The organism is Pseudoalteromonas sp. TAE56, assembly GCF_000497955.1.
Classification (GTDB): Bacteria; Pseudomonadota; Gammaproteobacteria; order Enterobacterales; family Alteromonadaceae; genus Pseudoalteromonas.
Genome location: NZ_AUTN01000045.1, coordinates 1 through 18735 on the forward strand (window position 1 = coordinate 1; position 18735 = coordinate 18735).

The window sequence follows — 18735 nt, forward strand, 5'->3', positions numbered from 1 at the left end:
CGCAAGCCATTTGACATTGGATATTATTGCGCAGTGGTCTAATCGCCATTAACTTCTAGAGCATCATTTTGATGCTCTTTTTTATGAATAAAATAACGCTGTAATTTCATCACAAAATTTTGTGCGATACACAATCGCAGATTCCAGTAATGCACCATCTTCGTGAGTCATGAATGGTTGTTGGGTCTTCTTGTTTATACGCTCGGGGAGTTCATCCATCAACTGAGTGTGCAATCTTTTTATATCATCAAATATTTGCGTAGATTGTGAAAATATAAATACCTGTTGGTAATGGCCTGCTTTAAGTGAGTCGAGGTATTTGAGCAGGATAGTCTGACGCGTCGATTTATTTTTAAATGAGTTTTCAATTTCGATGGCAACGACGGTTTTATTTGGTAATACGGCTACACCGTCTACAATTCGCGCACTGCTTTGGTTATATAATCGTTTAAATTCTGGCTCAGATAAAAATCCTGTCCATAGCGGCCTGTAAACGCCATCTGAGGTATGATTATGTAATCCGCGCAGAGCAATAAATGCATTCATTAAATCGTGCACTATGTGGTTGTGGTTAACCTGCAGTGCGGGGTTTGATTTTGAGCGAAAGTAATAATCGATACTGGTTTGTTCTTGTGCGTATTTAGCTCCTGAGTAGCTAGGAATATAAACCCGCCCATCGGGGCTTCTATGTGTAGGGACCATCGTTAACAGCTTTTCGTCTACTAACTTATTTAAATGGGCAAGTGCTTGAGGTTGACTTATATTATAGAGCCAGCGAATAATCACTGGCGCGACAATAGAAAACCTGACCGCAATAAGAACTGTTAGAGCAGTACGGTTTATACCCTTTTGATAGTTGTTAGCACCTACGTTATATCGCATATCAATGTCAAAATAGCGGGCGTATTGGTGAGTATAGTCGTTATCTTTTTGCATTCGTGTTCACTAAATCAGGAGTCATAATTTATATAACTCCCGAGTATGCGAAATTGACTGCTTATTTAGCGCGAACCATCAAAAATTGCCCATCGTTATATACATCACCAAACGCGATACTCATAAGCTTTTCACTACTGGCGCCGTTGCGTGATTTAGACTGCGCTATATCAACCACAGTCACTGCATTAGTACTCAGTTTTAAATCTTTTGCTGCAATGAGCACGTTATCAACAGCACGCGCAATTTCAGTATGGCCACGGTAGTTTTTGCCTGTTTTATCTGTGTGGTGCAGTATCAAAATCGCCTTACCTTCGTTTCGCAATGCGTCAATGCATTTGTTGTAGTAGTTCCAGTCGTTTTGATTGAGCTCCTCTGCGGAAGTATACAGTGCGGATAGGTTATCGAAAATCACTACATCGGCCCATTCAATATCACTGGCGAGTGCATCAAAACCGTCAGGCGTTGCAAGGTTGGGTATTCCCCCTTTAAAGCTTTTTTTATGGATTACTCTAAAAAATTGGTCACCAGGTCCAGCACCTATCGCGTTAAAAATATTGCCAAAACGTGCTTGTATCTGATGCAAGCCTAATTCAGCATCAATATACAAAACTTTTTTAGCTTCGCACGGCTCATTACCAAAGCTAGTAATGCCAGCAGCGACACACGCAGCGATATACTGAGAAATATAGGTTTTTCCAGAGCCAGCTCCGGCAGCAAGCAGCGTAGCCTCTCCGGCTGTTAATATCGAAGGCACAATAATGCATGGTTGAGGAATATCGGCCTGAACAATACTAAGCACGCTATCGGCTTTTCTTAATTGATGTAATGGATTAGGTGTGTTTGTTGATTCACTGTTTTGTGAAAATTGTTGGGTATGTTTTTGGTCACTCATATTTATAAATTCCTATAGGATTGCGATATTTCGGAATTTCTAAATAGGATGTCGAAGAACGAACTAATTGCGTTTTATGTAAAATTATCCAATTTATTTTTTATTTTTAATAAGCGTGTTTTTTAAACGTAGAAAATTTGTGTGAATTAAACCTATAAAGTAAGGCCTCCTCTTTAAGAGGAGGTCTTACTTTATAGGTTATTCTTTATTTCAATTAGGCAAAAATATTACGGTATTCATTGCAAGACGTTGTACGTTTGCTCTTTTAATGAAACGAGGGATGAAACCATTGAGAAAAACCGCCTTCAGCGGATGGCTTCTCAACTTCGTTGTTCAACCTTAGGGTCTAAAACGCCCGCCAGCTCTGGTGTTGCTCCGCAACGAGCCGCCTCAACGCGCTATCGCGCTAGCGTTTTAGACCCCGCGCGAATGCACCTCGCTACGCTCTGTACTAACCGCCATACTGCCGCTCCTGACAATGCAATGGGTGCCCCATAATTTGCATTTTTCATCTGCTGTAATTTTCTACGAAAATAGATGGTTCGATATCAATTTTTGCAAAATTTTAATCGAATTTCGCTGATGCGAAACACTATCGCGGTTAGTACAGACCAGCTGTACATTCGCGCTGTCTCCATGTGTCCTAAGCTTCGCTTATGCCACATTACGCGCTTGTTGGCCTCATTCTGAGACGCCTTTTTTTTTGCAGTTTTTCGTGCCGAAAAATGCGTTTTTAATAACGTCTTTCAGACAAAACCGCCTTCAAATTAAACTTATTAATGAATTTTTTAGATAAATAGGAAAGGTTTTTTGCTTAAAAAAAATTAAGTAAAAATAGAAGAGGAGTGAATGCCTTATTCAAACTGTTTGTTGCTGAGCTGCGCAGTCAAACAGTTTGTTTTTTATCACGAAATCATTAAATTGTGAAGTGTAATTAATAATTAAGAAGGTTTAAAAAATGAAAAATAATGACGTTACTGATATTGCTATTAATCCCTCTACAGGATTGCCTATTACAAATGCGAGCGCTAATATTGTAGATGTTGGCGGCAATGTGGTGGGTATAAACACCAGTAATCAAACTATAATTGAAATTGATGAATCATTTGGCAGTAATAGTTTTGATTCATTCAGCGCATTTGATGATAGCTTCTAATGTTAAAGCGGCCAAACGTTTTTAAGCAGTACCGTATTGAAGTAGTTTACACCGCAATTAGCTTTATCGGGAGTGCGGTACTTCATATATTGTTTCAAACAACAGGTAAAATAACGTGGTTATTTGTACTCAGCCTGTTTTGTACCAAAATGATAACCGGTATTTATAACTACGAATACTATCGAATAAGTAACACACCAAGCATGAAAGTCATGCTTAAGCATCTCCTCATTAAACTTGTATAAACCTGTTTATTTGTCCTAAACACAAAGCGCTCCGAGCTAATCAGGGCGCTTTTTTAGTTTTATGATTTAAATAATGCAGCAATCTAGTTCATGTTATCTTTAAGTGATTCTATTACCAGCGCGGCTGATAGTGATTATTACCTTAACTTCTAAGTGGTTAATTCGACTCACCACCTCAGTATTTTAAATAATGAAAAGCGAGTGCTTTTAGAAAAACGTGGTATTTTTGATTTAGTAAAATTAGGCAATAAAATCGCACTTTTAAAACATGCTACTGACCCAAAATATTTCAATATTTTCACTCACGCAACGGAAATTAAATACCTTAGCTATAAAAAGCTCAGGGTGATTATAGCTGATAAGCTTTTAATCTAATTTCAACCTCAAAATAGAAGTATTAACATCAGCTCCTCCTAAATAAAGAATATCGTCCTCATAGGAAATAAGCTTTGTATATCGGGCTCGCTCTCTCGTTCTTTCTATTACTTTACCGGTTTTAATATCCACAATGTGTGTTTGTTCTTTGACATTGTATCTGTGTGCAAGTTTTCCTTTATGCTCAATTAATAGTCTTTTCTTTGTTTGCTTACTTATTATTTCACGTTTTTCATTAACAATATTCCCAGTTAGAGTATCAACAAATAAACACCCTTGCTCACTTTGAAATGCTCTTTCACCCTGCTCTACTATTTTCATGAAGGTATGTTTTTTTTGTTCAAATAAATGAATACCGTCACCCTCTGCGATCATACACTTACCGTTAGACACGAGCTCGATAGTTTTTCTATTGCTAATCTGAATCAGCTTATTTTCGTCTAACTTATAAACACCATCAGCACCAGCCAAGAATATTTTGTTTTTAAAAAAAGCTATATGTCTGAGGCTGAGGTTTGAATCGAAGTAAAAAGTATTAAATACAAGTCCATCTTTGAGTTGTTCTATTGCGTAACCACTATTGGTTAATGCTAAAACTGTAAGCACCTTATCAGTATAGGTGAAGTCTCTAACACCATTTTCTAAGCTATAAGTAAAATCCCCAGATGAACTATATATAACTTCCTTGGAAACGTTACCTAAAGAGAAATAGAGTTGTTCTTCAAGAACTAAAGGGTCATCAATCTTGGTAGCTTGTGATGCCATCAATAGCGATAAATTTATATCTTGAGATAATATGTCATCTGATAAGGGCAACATAAATAGTTCATTATTATTACCTACAAAGAATAGGTTTTGTTGTGCAACTGCAACGGAATAAGGTTTAGCTCTAAATTTATAAAGTGTTCTCCTATTATTACCTTCAAAGTAAGTCAAAGACATTTTATCTAAATGATTTTCTCTTAATGAAAATACGCCATCATTGTGTCCTTTAATGTATGCATCAATAAAATTTTTATTATTTTCTGACTCAAAATTGGTACTAAAAACCTCTTCTAATCGTTTAGTTTTCAGGTCATATATAAAAGGTTTAATTGATGAACTCGGATCAACGTTAAAAGTAATGTAAAACCTATTTTCATCAATCCAATCAAAAGAGGGAAATGCATTTTGCCTGTTACAGGGAATCTCATCTATTTGGTCTTCAACAGGCTTTTGGAAGATTTTAATTTTGCATTTTGAATCTTCAACTACATGCATTATTGTGCGGCCACTTTTATGAATTTCTAAGCCGCGATAAGCACCAGAATAACTCTCCGACATTAACACTGTGTTTTGACGATTTAAAACTTTGTATAATTTTGATGTGTTTTTGTCTCGCGCAGTAACAAATAGCGAATTGTTATGAGTTGCATAGTCCAAAATATAATCTTTAGATTCAAAAACGGTTTGGGTAGAAACCTTCGGTAACGCTTCAATCTTCCCCTTATAGCTATAAGATAAAATTGCCACAATACATATCAAAATAATAAATAGTAAAGTGAACAAGTACTTATAATTATTTACTTTTTTTTGAGCAACCTTTGGGGGTTCAATCGATTCAAATTTGAGTTTGTAGCCTCTACCTCTTATGTTTTTAAATGACTCACTATCACCAAATTTTAAACGTAGATCACTTATTAGCTTGCGAAGAGAGTTTTTGGTTACAATGCGCTCCCCCCAAATTTCTGATTCAAGAGTTTGCGTATCAACAAAACCATCATCGGATGAAAAAAACAGCTTAAGTGCAATTATTTCTTGAGAGGTCAGTTCAAATTTTTCGTTGTTTTTTGATGCTGAATTGATATTTGGTGAGATTAAAAAGTCATTGATTTTATAGTTCACAGGACGAGCTTTATTATTTTTTCGGGGAGTTTAACCATTTGTTTTGATTATTTCAACAATATCCATGATATTTATAACTATTTAATAATTATGATATTTCACACTAAATCACACTGTTTTATATTTATTCACTACCTCCCTTTTAAAAAATCATAGATATTCCTTTCGTGAAAAAACATGCTTCAAAACCATTGTATATAAGTTTACAAAATCGCATTTAATTAAACTTTAAATAAGAAGGAATTATTAATAATGAACTTAAAAAGACTTGCTGTAATCGCTGTTATTTTATCTTTTGTTTCGGGTTGTAAGTCAACTCCCGATATCAGGGATATCCCGTTGAGTCTAACGGCTAAAAATAAAACACTTGAATATAAAAAACTACCAGGCGTTGCAAGTAATGTTGTCACTTTAGGGACTGTGAAAAATGCTTTAAGGGAGCATGTTTCAGCTCATACTGGATATACGCAATGCGATATCGAATGTGGAAAGTGGCAAACGGCAGACATAAAATCAATATGGGGTAAAAAAGTTTCTCTAACTGATTCTGAAGTGAAGATTACCTACTTTCGCGGGGATAAATTTCGCTCAGGCAGTACTTACCTTTCAAAAGTTCACACTGCATTTCCTTACCAAATTGAAGAAACAACTGAATCTTTTAAAGTTAACCTTTTACCTGCAATGACTGCGACTGCAGAAGATGCTTCTGACGCATTGTTTATTCCAATATCTTCCCCAATAAGCGACAAAACACTTCAAGAGTTACTCGATAATGTGATGGATAAACCGGGTAAAGATATTGATAGATATGTTTATTCAAGTGGCTCATTTGATGTTGATTTTGACCCTGCATCTGTTCAAACAAGTTTTGAGAGGAAGTTAAAGCAGCGACCTAATGAAAACAAGTCAAATAAGCGAGTTTACAAGAATAGTTTTGCATTTAATTCAGGTGGTACGGTTGCGAATGTAGATTTGGAAATCTTTTTGTATCGCGGTAAGTCAAAAGTTGAATATCGTTTAAGTCATCCTGTTTCTGTAAGCCCTGACGGGACATCACAATACGATGAAAAGTTAATGGGAATTTTACTAGAACATCTTAAAAGTGTAGCCAACAGCTGAGTTGTTGTAAGTCGTTTAAAGAGAGCTCTAAGTGGAGCGCGCTTACAAACAAAAAATAGGCTAAAAATCAAAGTTTAATCTTCAGGCACCTCAGTTGCTTACCTACCTTAAAAATATTGGAATATAAAAATGAAAAAATTAATTACCTTATCTCTTTGTAGTCTACTTGCGGCTTGTGGTGGTGGTTCTGGTTCTGGCTCTGAAACGCAGGTACCGGACTCGACTGGTGACACATCAACTGGTGTTGTTACCAATGTTGATTTTGTTATTGGTACTGTAGGACCACTAAGCGATGCTCGCGTTTGTGCAGACGTAAACCAAAACTTAGTGTGTGAAGAATCTGAGTTTTTAGGCCTAACATCAGCATCAGGTACATTTACAGTGTCAGGTGACTACACAGATACAGCAATTATTGTTGATGCAGTGTCAGAGAAAACAGCGAACGTAAATGAGGGCAACATTGTGGGCCACTCATACACTATGTATGCAGAAGCTGGCTCAGCGAATGTAAGCCCTGTAACAACAATGGCTGTAGACTCTGGTTACTCTGTTGAAGCAATCGCAGATTTATGGTCGGTTGATGTGAGTGTGTTTGAAGGTGACTACACGGCGCTAGATGATAGCAATGCACAGGCTGTTTTGGTTGGCTTGGCATCTGACTATGCAATTAAATTATTACAAGAAGGTGTGGCCTTAACGGATGTGCCGTATGACGTCTCTCTTGCTACTGATACTGTTTATGCAGCGCTTGAGTCGGGTGTTGTTGCCAGTGAGATTTCATTTGAGCTTGATGAAAATGGTTTGCTTTATTTAAAGGTACCTAGCGTAGAGGTTGACGTTGTAGAGGGTGATTTCATCCAAGATACCACGCTATCTTCGTTTGTGGGTGATTGGAATGTATACCACTTTGACCGCCTTGATGGTGATCAGTATGGCCAAGCAACTATTAAAGCTGAGAATTCTTGGGAGCAGTTTTGTATAAAAAATGTGTATGTTGATTCAGGGCAACCTTTAAACGCAGATGTGGATGCTGAGTGTTATAACTTTACCGTTGCGCGTGATGGTTTGATGGCTATATCAAACCAAGATCATTACAGTTTAACTTACAACTTAGTTTATGGTCATAAATCAGATGCGGGTACCGCGCTATTGTTTCAAGTAGAAAAGATAGTAAACGGAAGAAGATATGGTGGTGGCTTCATGTGGATGGATAACTATTCTGCAGCTGTGAATGTAGGTATGGGTCTTCGAGATCGTGATTGGTACCATGCTGTTTATACGGGCTTAGCGGATGATAGTGCAGGTGAATTTGATGGCGTTGCTTTTGAAGTTGATTTTGAAGAGCGTGTTTCTGTTGAATATGACAGTGGCGAAGCAGTTAATGCGCGTTTTTCATATGTTCAAGATATACCGTTCAGACCAGCATTTGAAATGAACCAGACTTCATTAGTGTACTCAGATGGTGTTAGTTATAATCGTACGGGGATGCTTCGCGTAGATGATTATATTTCACTAGGTCTGTTTAAGCGTGATGAAAAGTTTACACTAGGCCTATTGTCTCCGAATGCAGAAATTATAGAGTCTGTTGAAAATTGGAAAAAGTATAACGGTGTTGCTGCAGATTTGAAAAACTTAGTAAAATAAATTTTGTTTGTATGAGAGCAAAGGGGCTTCTATTAGAAGCCCCTTTTGATTGAATGAAGTTTTAATAAATAAAAATAGCCATTTTATAAGTTGGCTAGGCTAGTAAAAGCGGTAGAGTGGCACTAGCGCGCTTAAGTGAAATCATAATTTAGTAATTAAGAACCCATTCATATTTTTAAAATTAAGTTTTATAAAGTCTCAATCTTTGCGGTATCATCAGGTTATGCATGTTAAATCCACCTTAGGAAGTGATTTTAATGGATTAAAGTGCCTAACTGTCACTCTGCTTAAAAGTATAAAAAATATAAGAGCTTTAGTTTTAACAGTAGAAAAACTTCATTTTAGTTATTTGTATAAGGATATTAATAGAAGTATGGAAAGTAATAATGAGCCTTCGAACACTAGTAAAAATACTGAAACAGTAGAAGCAGAAACTCAAGATAACCCTCTCTCCCAGAATCAATTAATACAGCAATGGCGAGTAAACCTTGCATCCCTAAAAAAAGACACAGGATTTGAAGTACCCAAAGGATTAGATAAAAGTGATGAAAAGGTTACCACCGCGCTAGATTCAATAGTGTATTTAGATAAAAAAAATACCTTATTAGACGAAAATGAAGATTTTCAATTATCAGACAATGGCTTTGCAACATATAAAGCTAAACAAATGATTGCTTTTGAATATTTATCTCAGCTAAAAAAGCCTGATTTAATTAGAAACTCAGCAAAGTTTTACTTTTTTTCAAGAGCTAACCAAATAGAGCAGTTATCAAAACCTAGCAGTTGGGCTCATTCTTTATTTCACTTCTTAATCACGCTAATAGTTATTTTAGTGCTTGGGGTTATTAGCCTCTTAGTATTGGTTAAAACTCAGGATAATTTGTTTGTTAAGTTACTAGTAGGCTGGTTTTGGATTATAAATATTAAAACAGCGAGCAATTTAATTGGGAAATATAAAAAATTAGCTATCACTCCTTTTCGGTTTAGTGTCAGCTTATTAGGTATTCAGTCACTAAACGTACTAATAAAAGTAAGCCTACTAGGCATTATTCCTTTTCTTATTGTGAGTAGATACAACGCTTATTGGATTGATGACATGATAATAATTAGCTTATTTATTTCGTGTCTAATTAACTTTAAGCCTGACGAAAAACCATCAAAGCAAGTAGTTGAAAAAGACTTAGCAGAAGCAGGCACAGCTAATGTTTAAAGGGTTTATATTAGTTGTATTCATTCTTTTCAGTGCCAGCAGTTTAGCAAACGTTGATATAGACCTTGCATGTAAAGAAAAAAAAGAGCAACAGCGCTCGCTATTAGAAAGGCTTTCAACCTCTGTGACTGAAGCACATTTAGCGGGTCAATGCACTGGGTATGATTTCTACTACAAGGTTAACCTTAAAGAGTCTTGCTCAGAGTTTTTAGAACAAAAGGAGTCGCTGCTCAGCTCTTTAAGTACATCTCTCAAAGAGGCAAATTTGGCAGGTATGTGTGTCGGTGCAATTTATAGAGTAGCAAAACGGTGTAAAGTAGATACTTACAAAATTAATTACGCATACATTGCTAGAGGGGCTTTAACTGTTCATAAAGTAGAGCAACGCCTTGGTTGTCATGGTGAGCAGTATGGCTGGTAAAAATAAAAGTATTGCAGCGGTTGCCTGTCAAGCTTTAGGAATTGACCGCAACTTGCTACCAGAGCGGTTGAGAAGCCGTTTAAATTATTACGTTAAAGATAAAAACCTCAAAGCAAAACTACTTGATGAGGCAGATAAAAAATCAGAGTCAGTCGATTATGTGCCAAAGCCTATTAAAGCAGGTAATCATGTATTTATTCGTAACCTGGTTATTCTAGATACGTTGTTTGAAGATAAAAAATTAGTTGTAAATTGGCTCAATGGCGAAAAAATCAATACTGAAAGTTTTGATCAATTTGCCAAGGAGTGGAAGGCTAAAAAATTGCTCTTTCAAGCACTTGATAAGCGTATTGGTGATTTAAGGCTTTTTCTATCAGATGAAAATATAGATTGGTCACAAGATCAAATTCCATATCCATTTAATGAAGGCCAATATAGTTCATTGGAGATGATTGCTAATTCTATTGAGTTTGATACGCAATCGAGCCCATATGATTTAGCTCTTAAGGCTGTGATCGAAGGCGAGTTTGGTGTTCTAGGTAAACTAATTACTAAAAACCCAGATGCGTTTATTAGCGAACATGGCCAATGGCTAGTAACTCTATACAACACTAAAAAAGCAGAATACGAAGAATATAGTTTATTGCTAAATAAATATTAAAATATTTACTGCCTTTCCTTTTTTGTGAATTTCACAGTTTGATACTTGCTCCTGAAGTCACCGCACTCCGCTGTGATATTAGGAGATTATAATGCACCATTTAATTCTTTTTTCATTACTCAATGAAACCAATGAACTTTCATTAGCTGATTCAGCTATTAAAACAACGTTATTGAACCTTGTGTTAGGAGGTTCACATGAATAACTCTATCGATGAATTAGTTATTAATTATCACGTTACAGAAGTATGTAATTACTCATGCAAATTTTGCTATGCAAAGTGGGATCGTCCCAGCGAAATACAAGCTAATGGCCAAGACGCAGAGTTAATGCTTGAAAAATTAGCTAATTACTTTTTTGACGATAATACCAACCAAGTAAAAGCGGTTTTCCCTTATAAAAGTGTGCGTATCAATTTTGCAGGGGGCGAGCCGTTAATTCTTAAAAAACGTTTTGAAAAGTTAATTATAAAAACCAAGTTGCTAGGCTTTAATTTATCGCTAATTACCAATGGCCATTACCTAACAGACTCTTTTATAAACAACTATGGTGCCATCTTTTCAATGATTGGGATCAGCTTTGACAGCCAATTTTTAACTGCACGTGAAGATATTGGCCGAATAGATCGTAAAGGGAAGTCTTTTGGAAGTCACGATTTAATTAAAGCAATTACACAGCTTCGTAACGTTAATCCATCCATTACAATAAAGGTAAACACTGTTGTTAATAGCCTTAATTACCAAGAATCATTCGAGCAGCTAATAGCAGATATAAAACCCGAAAAGTGGAAAGTTTTTCAGGTGCTGCCTGTATTAAATAACAACTTATTAGTTTCTGATGATCAGTTTTCTGGGTTTGTAAAACGTCACGCTTCATTGAAAGAAGTCATGGTGGCGGAAGATAACGAAGCAATGACAAATTCTTATTTAATGATTAACCCTCAAGGACGCTTTTATCAAAATAGCGCAACTCAAAATGGATATGTTTATGGTGATTTAATTTTAGATGTAGGTGTGAAGCAAGCATTAGAGGTCTGTGAAATAAACTGGGAGACGTTTACTAGCCGATATAAAAAGGATAATACAGTTAGCCTCATTAGTCATAGCGAGTATCAGCTTAAAAATAACGCCGCGTATACACAGGGGGTATTAGCATGAGCACTATAAATAATGATGAACAATTTGCTGCATTGTTTAAAGAGTCTATTGCGTCAGATTACAAAAATGCACTATTACTAATGAACGTAAGCCCTGATGTTAGTCTGTTTAAGTTTCGTAAAATACTTGAGACCTTATGCTTACTATATGCGCAGCGCCATAGTTATGAATTTACTAATAAAAACTTATGGGAGCAAATAAATGAACTAGCAGATATCTGCGCAATTCATGGAGCTGATAGAGAGCTATTTCATGGTGTTAGAGACTTAACAAATGATGGAGTACACAATAAGGAGTTAAGTAACGAGGTATTACTAAAAAAGGCGTTAGCCTCAAGAACAAAAATCTTAGACTTATTAGAAAGTGCTTATCTGAGCTTGGGGCTTGGTGAGCGTTTACCTCAATATGAGCTAATAGATGTGGGAGGCCAAGAACATAAAGACTTATGGTTTAACTGTTTAATCTCTTGTGATTATAAAAAGTATTTAAGTTTAGGTGTTTTTTACGAAAAAATGGGCAAAGTGTTTGAAAACGAAGCCTTAGATGACAAATCTTTCACTGCACGCGCACAGACTATGTATGCTTTTGCGGCTGAGTCTTATAAAAGTGCTTTTCAACTTTGCTCAAAAAAAACGATAACGGATGTTATTAGCTCTGATGATAAACAAATTAGTATTGCTCAGCAAAGCCATCAAATTCTATTTAAATATGCTCTTTTATGTTTCAACAATAAAGTAGATAACCTACATATTACTGAGGTAATAATATTACTAAACGCATTAGCAAAAAGAGGCTTTTACGCCGCTTACGCTTATTTAGGTTGGTGCCATTATTTAGGTGAAGACTATAAAAAAGCACATAAATACCTTAACCACAAAAAGGCTGAGCATACTGTTTTTCTATATCAGAGGTTAGGTGTTTTATATTCTTCAGGTAAAGCTAGCTCAATTAATGGTGATAAAGCAGTTGAGAGTTTTAAAAAAGCAGTAGGGCTAGGCTGTAATAAATCAATGTTTGAATTAGGTAAAATCTATTACAAAGGTGAGTTAGTTAAAAAAGATGACGAACTAGCTCAAAATTACTTATGCCAAGCAATTGCTACTGGTAACTTAGATGCAGTTTTGTACCTTGATGAAAAGTACTTAAAAATAAGAGAGCTATTTTCTGGTTTACTAGAGGAAATTAAAGGTGACAAAGTAAAAGTAGAACCGCAAAAGCCTTGTATTAAAACCACTAAATTAGGACGAAATGAACCCTGTTCATGTGGCTCTAATTTAAAGTATAAAAATTGCTGCGGAAAATAAATGCAAATATTCATAGTGTTAAATGGTTATATTTAAACAATGAATGATCGTATTACGCCTTAAAAAAATAAACCCAAAGTAAAAACGAGAGACAGTGTCTCTCGTTTTAATTTACCTTTTATTTTTGCTTATTAACCCTATTTTATATAGCATCACTAAACAGCACGAAACACGTTGAATCAACGAGTTGTGCGCACTCATAGCGTAGTATTTAGGGATGGTTTAAGTTATGGATAAAAGAAAGCTCAGCGAAACCGATATAATCAGTAAGTTTATTCTACTTGCCTTTAAAACGGTTAATCAAACTCATATAGGTTCATTACTAGTTACAGTTCCCCTTTTAGAAGAGCTGAAACGCATCGTGACTAAAGTCGATGAACTAATGGCGCTGTGCGATCAACTTAAAGCCCGTTTAACCGACGCACAAACGACTAAACTCCACCTCACCGATGCCATAATCGCAAAGGCGTTGTAACTATGGCAATTGTCTTCAACAAACCACAAACTATTGCGCAGTTGTTAGCGCAACAACTCACGATTCCTGAGTACCAACGGCCTTACAAATGGCAGCCTAAGCACGTTAATCAGTTAATTGATGATATTTTTAATCACCGCACTAAGCCGTGTTATCGGCTCGGTACTGTTGTATTGCATCAAGATAAAGAATCAGTGAATGAGAATAAAAAACAGACACTGAACATCGTTGATGGGCAGCAGCGGCTGCTCAGTTTAACGCTGCTTTGCACCATTCTTGATGGGGCTGAGAAAGCTATTTCATCCACTTTGCTTGAACATAAGTTTGAATCATCAGTCAGTATCGACAACCTCAAAAATAATGCTCAGATCATTTCTGAACGAGTAGCAAGTTTGACTGCCCCCGAAAAGCAGGAATTGCTTAATTTTGTGCTTAACAAGTGCGAGCTTATTCAAGTGACATTAGATGATTTGAGTGAAGCGTTTCAGTTTTTTGATTCTCAGAATGCCCGTGGTAAAGCCCTTGCGCCGCACGATTTACTCAAAGCGTATCACCTGCGTGAAATGATGGACGCCACGACACAAACAGAACGCTTGCACCATGTAAGCCTTTGGGAGCAGGGCGTTAACCCTGATGATGATTCAGCCAATTTGCACACCATCATGGGGGAGTTCTTGTTCCGTATGCGCCGATGGATTGACGGTGATTATGGCATTACGTTTAGTCGTCATAACATTGATGTATTCAAGGGGATCAACCTGGATAACACCCAGTACGCTTATGTGGATGCAATGCTGGCGCTCGATTACGCGGTTGAAACCTTTAATGGCGATCCTGCGCGAAAATGGGACAAGCAAACCAAGAGTTATCCATTTCAAGTAGAACAGGTGATGATCAACGGTAAGCGATTTTTTGAGTATATTCAGCATTATATGGCCATTCACACAAGCTTGTTTGTTGGCAACGAGGCAAGACTTGCTTCATTCGTTAATAATTACACTAGGTACAGTGGCAGTCACCGTAAAGGGGATAGCTATGTGCGTAATTTATTTTTGTGTACCGTGATGTATTACTTCGACAAATTTGGTGATGTGGAGTTAGAAAAAGCGACGCAGATTTGTTATCGCTGGGCATATTATTTACGCCTTGAATTGCAACGCATCGGTATGGAATCAGTTGATAACCACGCGAAAAGCCGTAGTGGGTTATTTAGAGCAATTCGCAAAGCCGTCCACCCTCAACAGGTGTTGAACTTTCAACCACCTTGTATCAAAGAGCCTAAGTTTAATAATGCTAAGGACGTGCAGGCATCTATTGAAGCAATGAAATCGGGAAGTATCAATGAGTGATGTGAACCAAGTAGAACAGTTATCCGTTAGGGCGCTTTTCGATAAGAAAACTGAATATATTATCCCTATTTATCAGCGGAATTACGCTTGGGGTGCGCCTGAGATCGAGCAGCTTATTCAAGATATTAGTGATGCCGCAGGGCTTAATACTCAGCCAGGTGAAACTGTTAGCGTAAAACAAGCAAAATATTACCTAGGTAGTCTTGTTGTGTATCAGCGCACAACTCACTCACAGCAATCAAATGTGATATACGAAACCATTGATGGACAGCAAAGGCATACCACGCTCTCTATTTTATTGGCGTATCTAAAACATCGAAAAGTATTGGGTGAGAGTGATCTAGCAGGGGTAGACATTAATCTAACTTTTGATAGTCGACCAAAATCTTCTAGAGCGTTAGAAGATATTTATATAGGTAAGTCAAGTGGCGAGCCTGAAGAGCCTAACATTCATGCTGCGTTGAACATTATTCAGCGTTGCTTCAAAACCAAAGGGCTAGATACAGAGGCTAAAATTAAGCAGTTTTGCGAATACCTGTTAGATAACGTCACTATATTGAGAGTCGTTGTGCCACCGCAAACCGATCTTAATCACTACTTTGAGATCATGAATAACCGTGGTGAGCAACTAGAAAAACACGAAGTATTGAAAGCGAAATTCATGGCTACACTGAGCAATGATGATGAAAGAAACTGTTTTTCAACCATCTGGGATGCTTGCTCGAATATGTCGCGCTATACCCAGATGGGTTTTCAATCTGATTTGCGTAAAGAAGTATTTGGTGACAATTGGCAAACTATGCCAAAAAGCTTTGATGCGATTCAAGCAAAGCATACGAGTAAACAGCAAAAACAAGATGCAATGACACTACGCGAAATTATCGACAACAAAACACCCAGTGAAAATACCGATGATGAAGAGCGCGAGAAAGAAGAGCGCTTTGGCACGGTTATCGACTTTTCAAATTTCTTACTTCATGTACTCAAGTTGATGCCTGAGATTAAAGGGGTATCGCTTGATGATAAAAAATTACTTGATGCGTTTATCAGTAAAGATAATGGCTTGAGAGTTGAGACCAAAACCTTTGTATATGAGTTGCTTAAGTACAGAGTTCTATTTGATAGCTACATCATCAAGCCAGACCAACATAATGAAAAGCGTAAGTGGAGCCTACAAACTCTAGTCGCTAATTCGAGCGGTACTAGCACAAGCTCTAGCTATAATACCTCTTTTGGTAAAAACCAAGACTCACTAAATGAAAAGCTGCGCATGATATTAGCAATGTTTCATGTATCAAACCCAGCCTTAGTTTATAAGCGCTGGTTAAATGATGCGCTAAGTATTTTGAATAGGAATGTTACACATGATGCGGATTTAAGCATTGATGGAGAGGTTTACTTAACTGAGCTTGAACGCTTAAGCGATCGCTATTTTGAAGAAATCACCGGCGGTCAATGTTTAGAGCTTAATAAAGAGAGCTTAGGCGTATTACATCAAGGAACGGGGGTTCAGAACTTTGTGTTTAATCGGTTGGATTACCTTTTGTGGAGGCGTTTATCAGATGGTGAAACATTTGATGGTAAAGGTAAAAAAGAGCTTGAAAAGCACTTTGATGATTTTCAGTTTAGTTTCAGAACTTCTGTTGAGCATTACTTCCCGCAAACCGATCCATCAGGTGCAAGCAAAATGGAGGATGTCGATCGCTTTGGAAATTTATGTTTAATTTCGCCAAGTAGTAACTCGAGGCTTAGCAATTACTCTCCGCAGGATAAAAAATCCTTCTATCGTGAGAACAATCGTGCCGAGAGTTTAAAGCAAGCGATTATGATGAGTTACGATGACTGGGGCCCCGTGGGACTAGGTCGAAAAAATATCGAAAAACATGAATCGGCCATGTTAAAGGTTTTATCCGCAATAAAAATATGAGCTACAGCGATAAGTCGAGTTACTTAATAACACGGCTGATAATTAATGGTTAATATTAGCTGAACAATAAATGCTGCTGAATATAAGCTTAAAACTTGGTTGTATAACCTGCTTTTTTAGTTGTTTATGATTATTTTTTTGCTTATCACAGTTGATTTATATACTATCTCGCCACGACTAAAGTATTGCTTTATTTTAGTTGTGGATGGCGAAAGGGAACTTAAAGATTTTATGGATAAAAGCCGAGCAGTACTATCAGATCCCCACTTTTAATTTTATACCTCTTTATAATTCTTTTCCTCGCCATTAATGCGTGTTTTCTGCTTTGAGGTTTCAAAGTAGTTGTCTATTTAATTACGAGAGTACAAAAGATAAATCATATGGATATACTAGAAAGTTTACTACGCAGTTTTGATACAAACGTTGTTAGCGGTGCAGTATTAATTTTAATGCTTTTTGTTTTTGGTTCAGGTTTGTTTTACACCAAAAAGGCTAGGCAAGTTGAGTTTGTTCAGTTTGTTCCAACACTATTAACTACGATGGGTATATTTGGTACTTTTTTAGGTATAGTTCTTGGTTTATTAGAGTTTAATCAAAATGATATAGAAGCCAGTATTCCGTTATTACTAGCAGGTTTAAAAACGGCATTTATTACAAGTTTAGCGGGTATATTTTTATCTTTAGTGTTTAAAACACTGTCTACGTTTTCGTTCTTAAAACCTAAGCAACTAGAAGATAGCATTTCTCATGCAACACCTGAGGCGATATTAGGTGCTATGCAAGCGCAGGTTGCAGAAACAAAAGTTTTAAAAGAGGCGATTGTTGGTAATGAAGAGTCAACACTGTTTGGGCAATTAAAAATATTACGTGGTGATATTAATGATAATGCAAAAACATCGATAAATATTGCCCAAGAACAAGCTGTAAAACAACAAGAGAACTTTGAGGTGTTTAGTGAAAGGCTATGGCTTAAACTACAAGACTTTGCAGATACTTTATCAAAGTCAGCTACAGAGCAAGTTATTGAGGCGCTAAAACAGGTGATTAGTGATTTTAATAACAACTTAACAGAGCAGTTTGGTGATAACTTTAAACAATTAAATGAAGCGGTAATTAAATTAGTTGAATGGCAAGAAAACTATAAAGTTCAGCTTAAAGAAATGAGTGACCAATATGCTCATGGTGTTGCTTCAATTTCTGCAACTGAATCATCTGTTGCTCATATTAGTGAGCAAAGCCAAATAATTCCTCAATCGATGGGTGAATTAAAAGGTGTTATGGAAGTTAATCAACATCAATTAGCTGAGCTTGAACGCCACTTAGAGGCCTTTAAAGATATGCGCGATAAAGCTGTTGAAGCCGTCCCGCAAATTCAAAAACAAGTTGAAGCTACAGTGAACGATATATCGGCTGCTGTAACAACAGCGAGTGACCATTATAAAACCCTTCTTACGCAATCAGACGATTACATAAAAGCTCACGTTCAGACATCTAATGATTTATTAGACAAGTTTGCTCATGAAACAGAGAAAGGCATTAATAGTGTTGGTGAGCGTTTGATTGAAAGCTCGGATAAGATTGGTAAAGAAATCCAAACTGCAGGCAATGAGTTTACAGATAATACAGCTCGAACTAACGAAAGCTTAAAGACAACATCTGATCATTTACAGTCGCAAACTGAAGTAATTAAGCAGCACCTACAAGATACGGTGACTGACCTAAATAACAATATGCGAGACATGATTGAAAAATTAGTGGAAGACGCTAAAGACATTACTTCAACTATGAAGCAAGCTAATCAAAACCTTGTAACAGATACAGAGCAGGTGCGTGACACTGTGGTTAAGTCAGCTGAAAAACTTCAGCAACGCCTTAATGAAGTTATTGACGATGCAGCTACACAGCAAATTAACCAAGCTAAACGTACCTTTGATGCAATGGAAAATGAGGTTAAAAAGCTGGTTGGTATGACTGGCG

At 36.8% G+C, this 18735-nt stretch carries 18 protein-coding genes; 15 read left to right on the plus strand and 3 right to left on the minus strand.

Translation table 11 applies throughout. From position 1 onward, the window contains the following. Positions 1–81 precede the first annotated feature (81 nt). Complete coding sequence (locus L656_RS0101525; protein WP_024597932.1) at positions 82–936, minus strand: hypothetical protein; 855 nt, start codon at positions 934–936, stop codon at positions 82–84. 61 nt (positions 937–997) lie between these two features. Then, on the minus strand, positions 998–1831 hold the full coding sequence (locus L656_RS0101530; protein ID WP_024597933.1) for an AAA family ATPase: 834 nt from the start codon (positions 1829–1831) through the stop codon (positions 998–1000). A gap of 312 nt (positions 1832–2143) precedes the next feature. On the opposite strand from L656_RS0101530, the gene L656_RS1000000123320 reads away from it, so the two are divergent. The 4 genes from L656_RS1000000123320 (at position 2144) to L656_RS1000000123200 (ending at position 3607) form a co-directional block, all read left to right on the plus strand. Next, positions 2144–2329 (plus strand): hypothetical protein, encoded by a 186-nt coding sequence (locus L656_RS1000000123320; RefSeq protein WP_024597934.1) that lies wholly within the window; start codon positions 2144–2146, stop codon positions 2327–2329. A 460-nt stretch (positions 2330–2789) separates the two neighbouring features. After that, positions 2790–2987: a hypothetical protein gene (locus tag L656_RS0101540; protein ID WP_024597935.1), complete on the plus strand. Its 198-nt coding sequence runs from the start codon at positions 2790–2792 to the stop codon at positions 2985–2987. Beyond that, a complete protein-coding gene (locus L656_RS0101545) occupies positions 2987–3232 on the plus strand; it encodes a hypothetical protein (protein ID WP_024597936.1) in 246 nt (81 codons plus the stop codon). Before L656_RS0101540 ends, L656_RS0101545 begins: the two co-directional genes overlap by 1 nt. Positions 3233–3385: 153 nt before the next feature. Then, entirely contained in the window at positions 3386–3607 is a 222-nt protein-coding gene (locus tag L656_RS1000000123200; protein WP_024597937.1) for a hypothetical protein, read from the plus strand. Here L656_RS1000000123200 and L656_RS0101555 read toward each other — a convergent pair. Further along, positions 3599–5491 (minus strand): winged helix-turn-helix domain-containing protein, encoded by a 1893-nt coding sequence (locus tag L656_RS0101555; protein WP_024597938.1) that lies wholly within the window; start codon positions 5489–5491, stop codon positions 3599–3601. The genes L656_RS1000000123200 and L656_RS0101555 overlap by 9 nt on opposite strands. A gap of 252 nt (positions 5492–5743) precedes the next feature. On the opposite strand from L656_RS0101555, the gene L656_RS0101560 reads away from it, so the two are divergent. The 11 genes from L656_RS0101560 to L656_RS0101615 all read left to right on the plus strand — a co-directional run. Continuing rightward, the gene (locus L656_RS0101560) at positions 5744–6610 is read left to right on the plus strand and encodes a hypothetical protein (RefSeq protein WP_024597939.1); all 867 of its coding nucleotides are present in this window, start codon (positions 5744–5746) and stop codon (positions 6608–6610) included. Positions 6611–6739: 129 nt separating this feature from the next. Further along, positions 6740–8254 carry a hypothetical protein gene (locus L656_RS0101565; RefSeq protein WP_024597940.1) on the plus strand — a complete coding sequence of 505 codons (1515 nt, stop codon included), beginning with the start codon at positions 6740–6742 and terminating at the stop codon, positions 8252–8254. A 223-nt stretch (positions 8255–8477) separates the two neighbouring features. Then, on the plus strand, positions 8478–9464 hold the full coding sequence (locus tag L656_RS0101570; RefSeq protein ID WP_139016060.1) for a hypothetical protein: 987 nt from the start codon (positions 8478–8480) through the stop codon (positions 9462–9464). Beyond that, the gene (locus L656_RS0101575) at positions 9457–9885 is read left to right on the plus strand and encodes a hypothetical protein (RefSeq protein WP_024597942.1); all 429 of its coding nucleotides are present in this window, start codon (positions 9457–9459) and stop codon (positions 9883–9885) included. The genes L656_RS0101570 and L656_RS0101575 overlap by 8 nt, the downstream gene beginning before the upstream one ends. Next, positions 9875–10546: a hypothetical protein gene (locus tag L656_RS0101580; RefSeq protein WP_024597943.1), complete on the plus strand. Its 672-nt coding sequence runs from the start codon at positions 9875–9877 to the stop codon at positions 10544–10546. Before L656_RS0101575 ends, L656_RS0101580 begins: the two co-directional genes overlap by 11 nt. Positions 10547–10743: 197 nt before the next feature. Beyond that, the gene (locus L656_RS0101590) at positions 10744–11703 is read left to right on the plus strand and encodes a viperin family antiviral radical SAM protein (protein ID WP_024597944.1); all 960 of its coding nucleotides are present in this window, start codon (positions 10744–10746) and stop codon (positions 11701–11703) included. Next, positions 11700–13007, plus strand: coding sequence for a DUF4145 domain-containing protein (locus L656_RS1000000123375; RefSeq protein WP_024597945.1), 1308 nt, complete (start codon positions 11700–11702; stop codon positions 13005–13007). Before L656_RS0101590 ends, L656_RS1000000123375 begins: the two co-directional genes overlap by 4 nt. Before the next feature lie 229 nt (positions 13008–13236). Continuing rightward, on the plus strand, positions 13237–13482 hold the full coding sequence (locus L656_RS1000000123650; protein WP_024597946.1) for a hypothetical protein: 246 nt from the start codon (positions 13237–13239) through the stop codon (positions 13480–13482). Positions 13483–13484: 2 nt separating this feature from the next. Further along, positions 13485–14831 (plus strand): DUF262 domain-containing protein, encoded by a 1347-nt coding sequence (locus tag L656_RS0101605; RefSeq protein ID WP_024597947.1) that lies wholly within the window; start codon positions 13485–13487, stop codon positions 14829–14831. Then, complete coding sequence (locus L656_RS0101610; RefSeq protein ID WP_024597948.1) at positions 14824–16758, plus strand: DUF262 domain-containing protein; 1935 nt, start codon at positions 14824–14826, stop codon at positions 16756–16758. The genes L656_RS0101605 and L656_RS0101610 overlap by 8 nt, the downstream gene beginning before the upstream one ends. A gap of 380 nt (positions 16759–17138) precedes the next feature. Continuing rightward, on the plus strand, positions 17139–18735 hold a 1597-nt coding region (locus tag L656_RS0101615; RefSeq protein ID WP_024597949.1), incomplete at its 3' end, for a hypothetical protein.

Coding starts and splice junctions, on each gene's coding strand:
- L656_RS0101530 (WP_024597933.1), bottom strand. CDS start 1,831: ATGAGTGACCAAAAACATACCCAACAATTTTCACAAAACAGTGAATCA.
- L656_RS1000000123375 (WP_024597945.1), top strand. CDS start 11,700: ATGAGCACTATAAATAATGATGAACAATTTGCTGCATTGTTTAAAGAG.
- L656_RS0101570 (WP_139016060.1), top strand. CDS start 8,478: ATGCATGTTAAATCCACCTTAGGAAGTGATTTTAATGGATTAAAGTGC.
- L656_RS0101540 (WP_024597935.1), top strand. CDS start 2,790: ATGAAAAATAATGACGTTACTGATATTGCTATTAATCCCTCTACAGGA.
- L656_RS0101560 (WP_024597939.1), top strand. CDS start 5,744: ATGAACTTAAAAAGACTTGCTGTAATCGCTGTTATTTTATCTTTTGTT.
- L656_RS1000000123320 (WP_024597934.1), top strand. CDS start 2,144: ATGGCTTCTCAACTTCGTTGTTCAACCTTAGGGTCTAAAACGCCCGCC.
- L656_RS0101525 (WP_024597932.1), bottom strand. CDS start 936: ATGCAAAAAGATAACGACTATACTCACCAATACGCCCGCTATTTTGAC.
- L656_RS0101565 (WP_024597940.1), top strand. CDS start 6,740: ATGAAAAAATTAATTACCTTATCTCTTTGTAGTCTACTTGCGGCTTGT.
- L656_RS1000000123650 (WP_024597946.1), top strand. CDS start 13,237: ATGGATAAAAGAAAGCTCAGCGAAACCGATATAATCAGTAAGTTTATT.
- L656_RS0101610 (WP_024597948.1), top strand. CDS start 14,824: ATGAGTGATGTGAACCAAGTAGAACAGTTATCCGTTAGGGCGCTTTTC.
- L656_RS0101545 (WP_024597936.1), top strand. CDS start 2,987: ATGTTAAAGCGGCCAAACGTTTTTAAGCAGTACCGTATTGAAGTAGTT.
- L656_RS0101580 (WP_024597943.1), top strand. CDS start 9,875: ATGGCTGGTAAAAATAAAAGTATTGCAGCGGTTGCCTGTCAAGCTTTA.
- L656_RS0101590 (WP_024597944.1), top strand. CDS start 10,744: ATGAATAACTCTATCGATGAATTAGTTATTAATTATCACGTTACAGAA.
- L656_RS0101605 (WP_024597947.1), top strand. CDS start 13,485: ATGGCAATTGTCTTCAACAAACCACAAACTATTGCGCAGTTGTTAGCG.
- L656_RS0101575 (WP_024597942.1), top strand. CDS start 9,457: ATGTTTAAAGGGTTTATATTAGTTGTATTCATTCTTTTCAGTGCCAGC.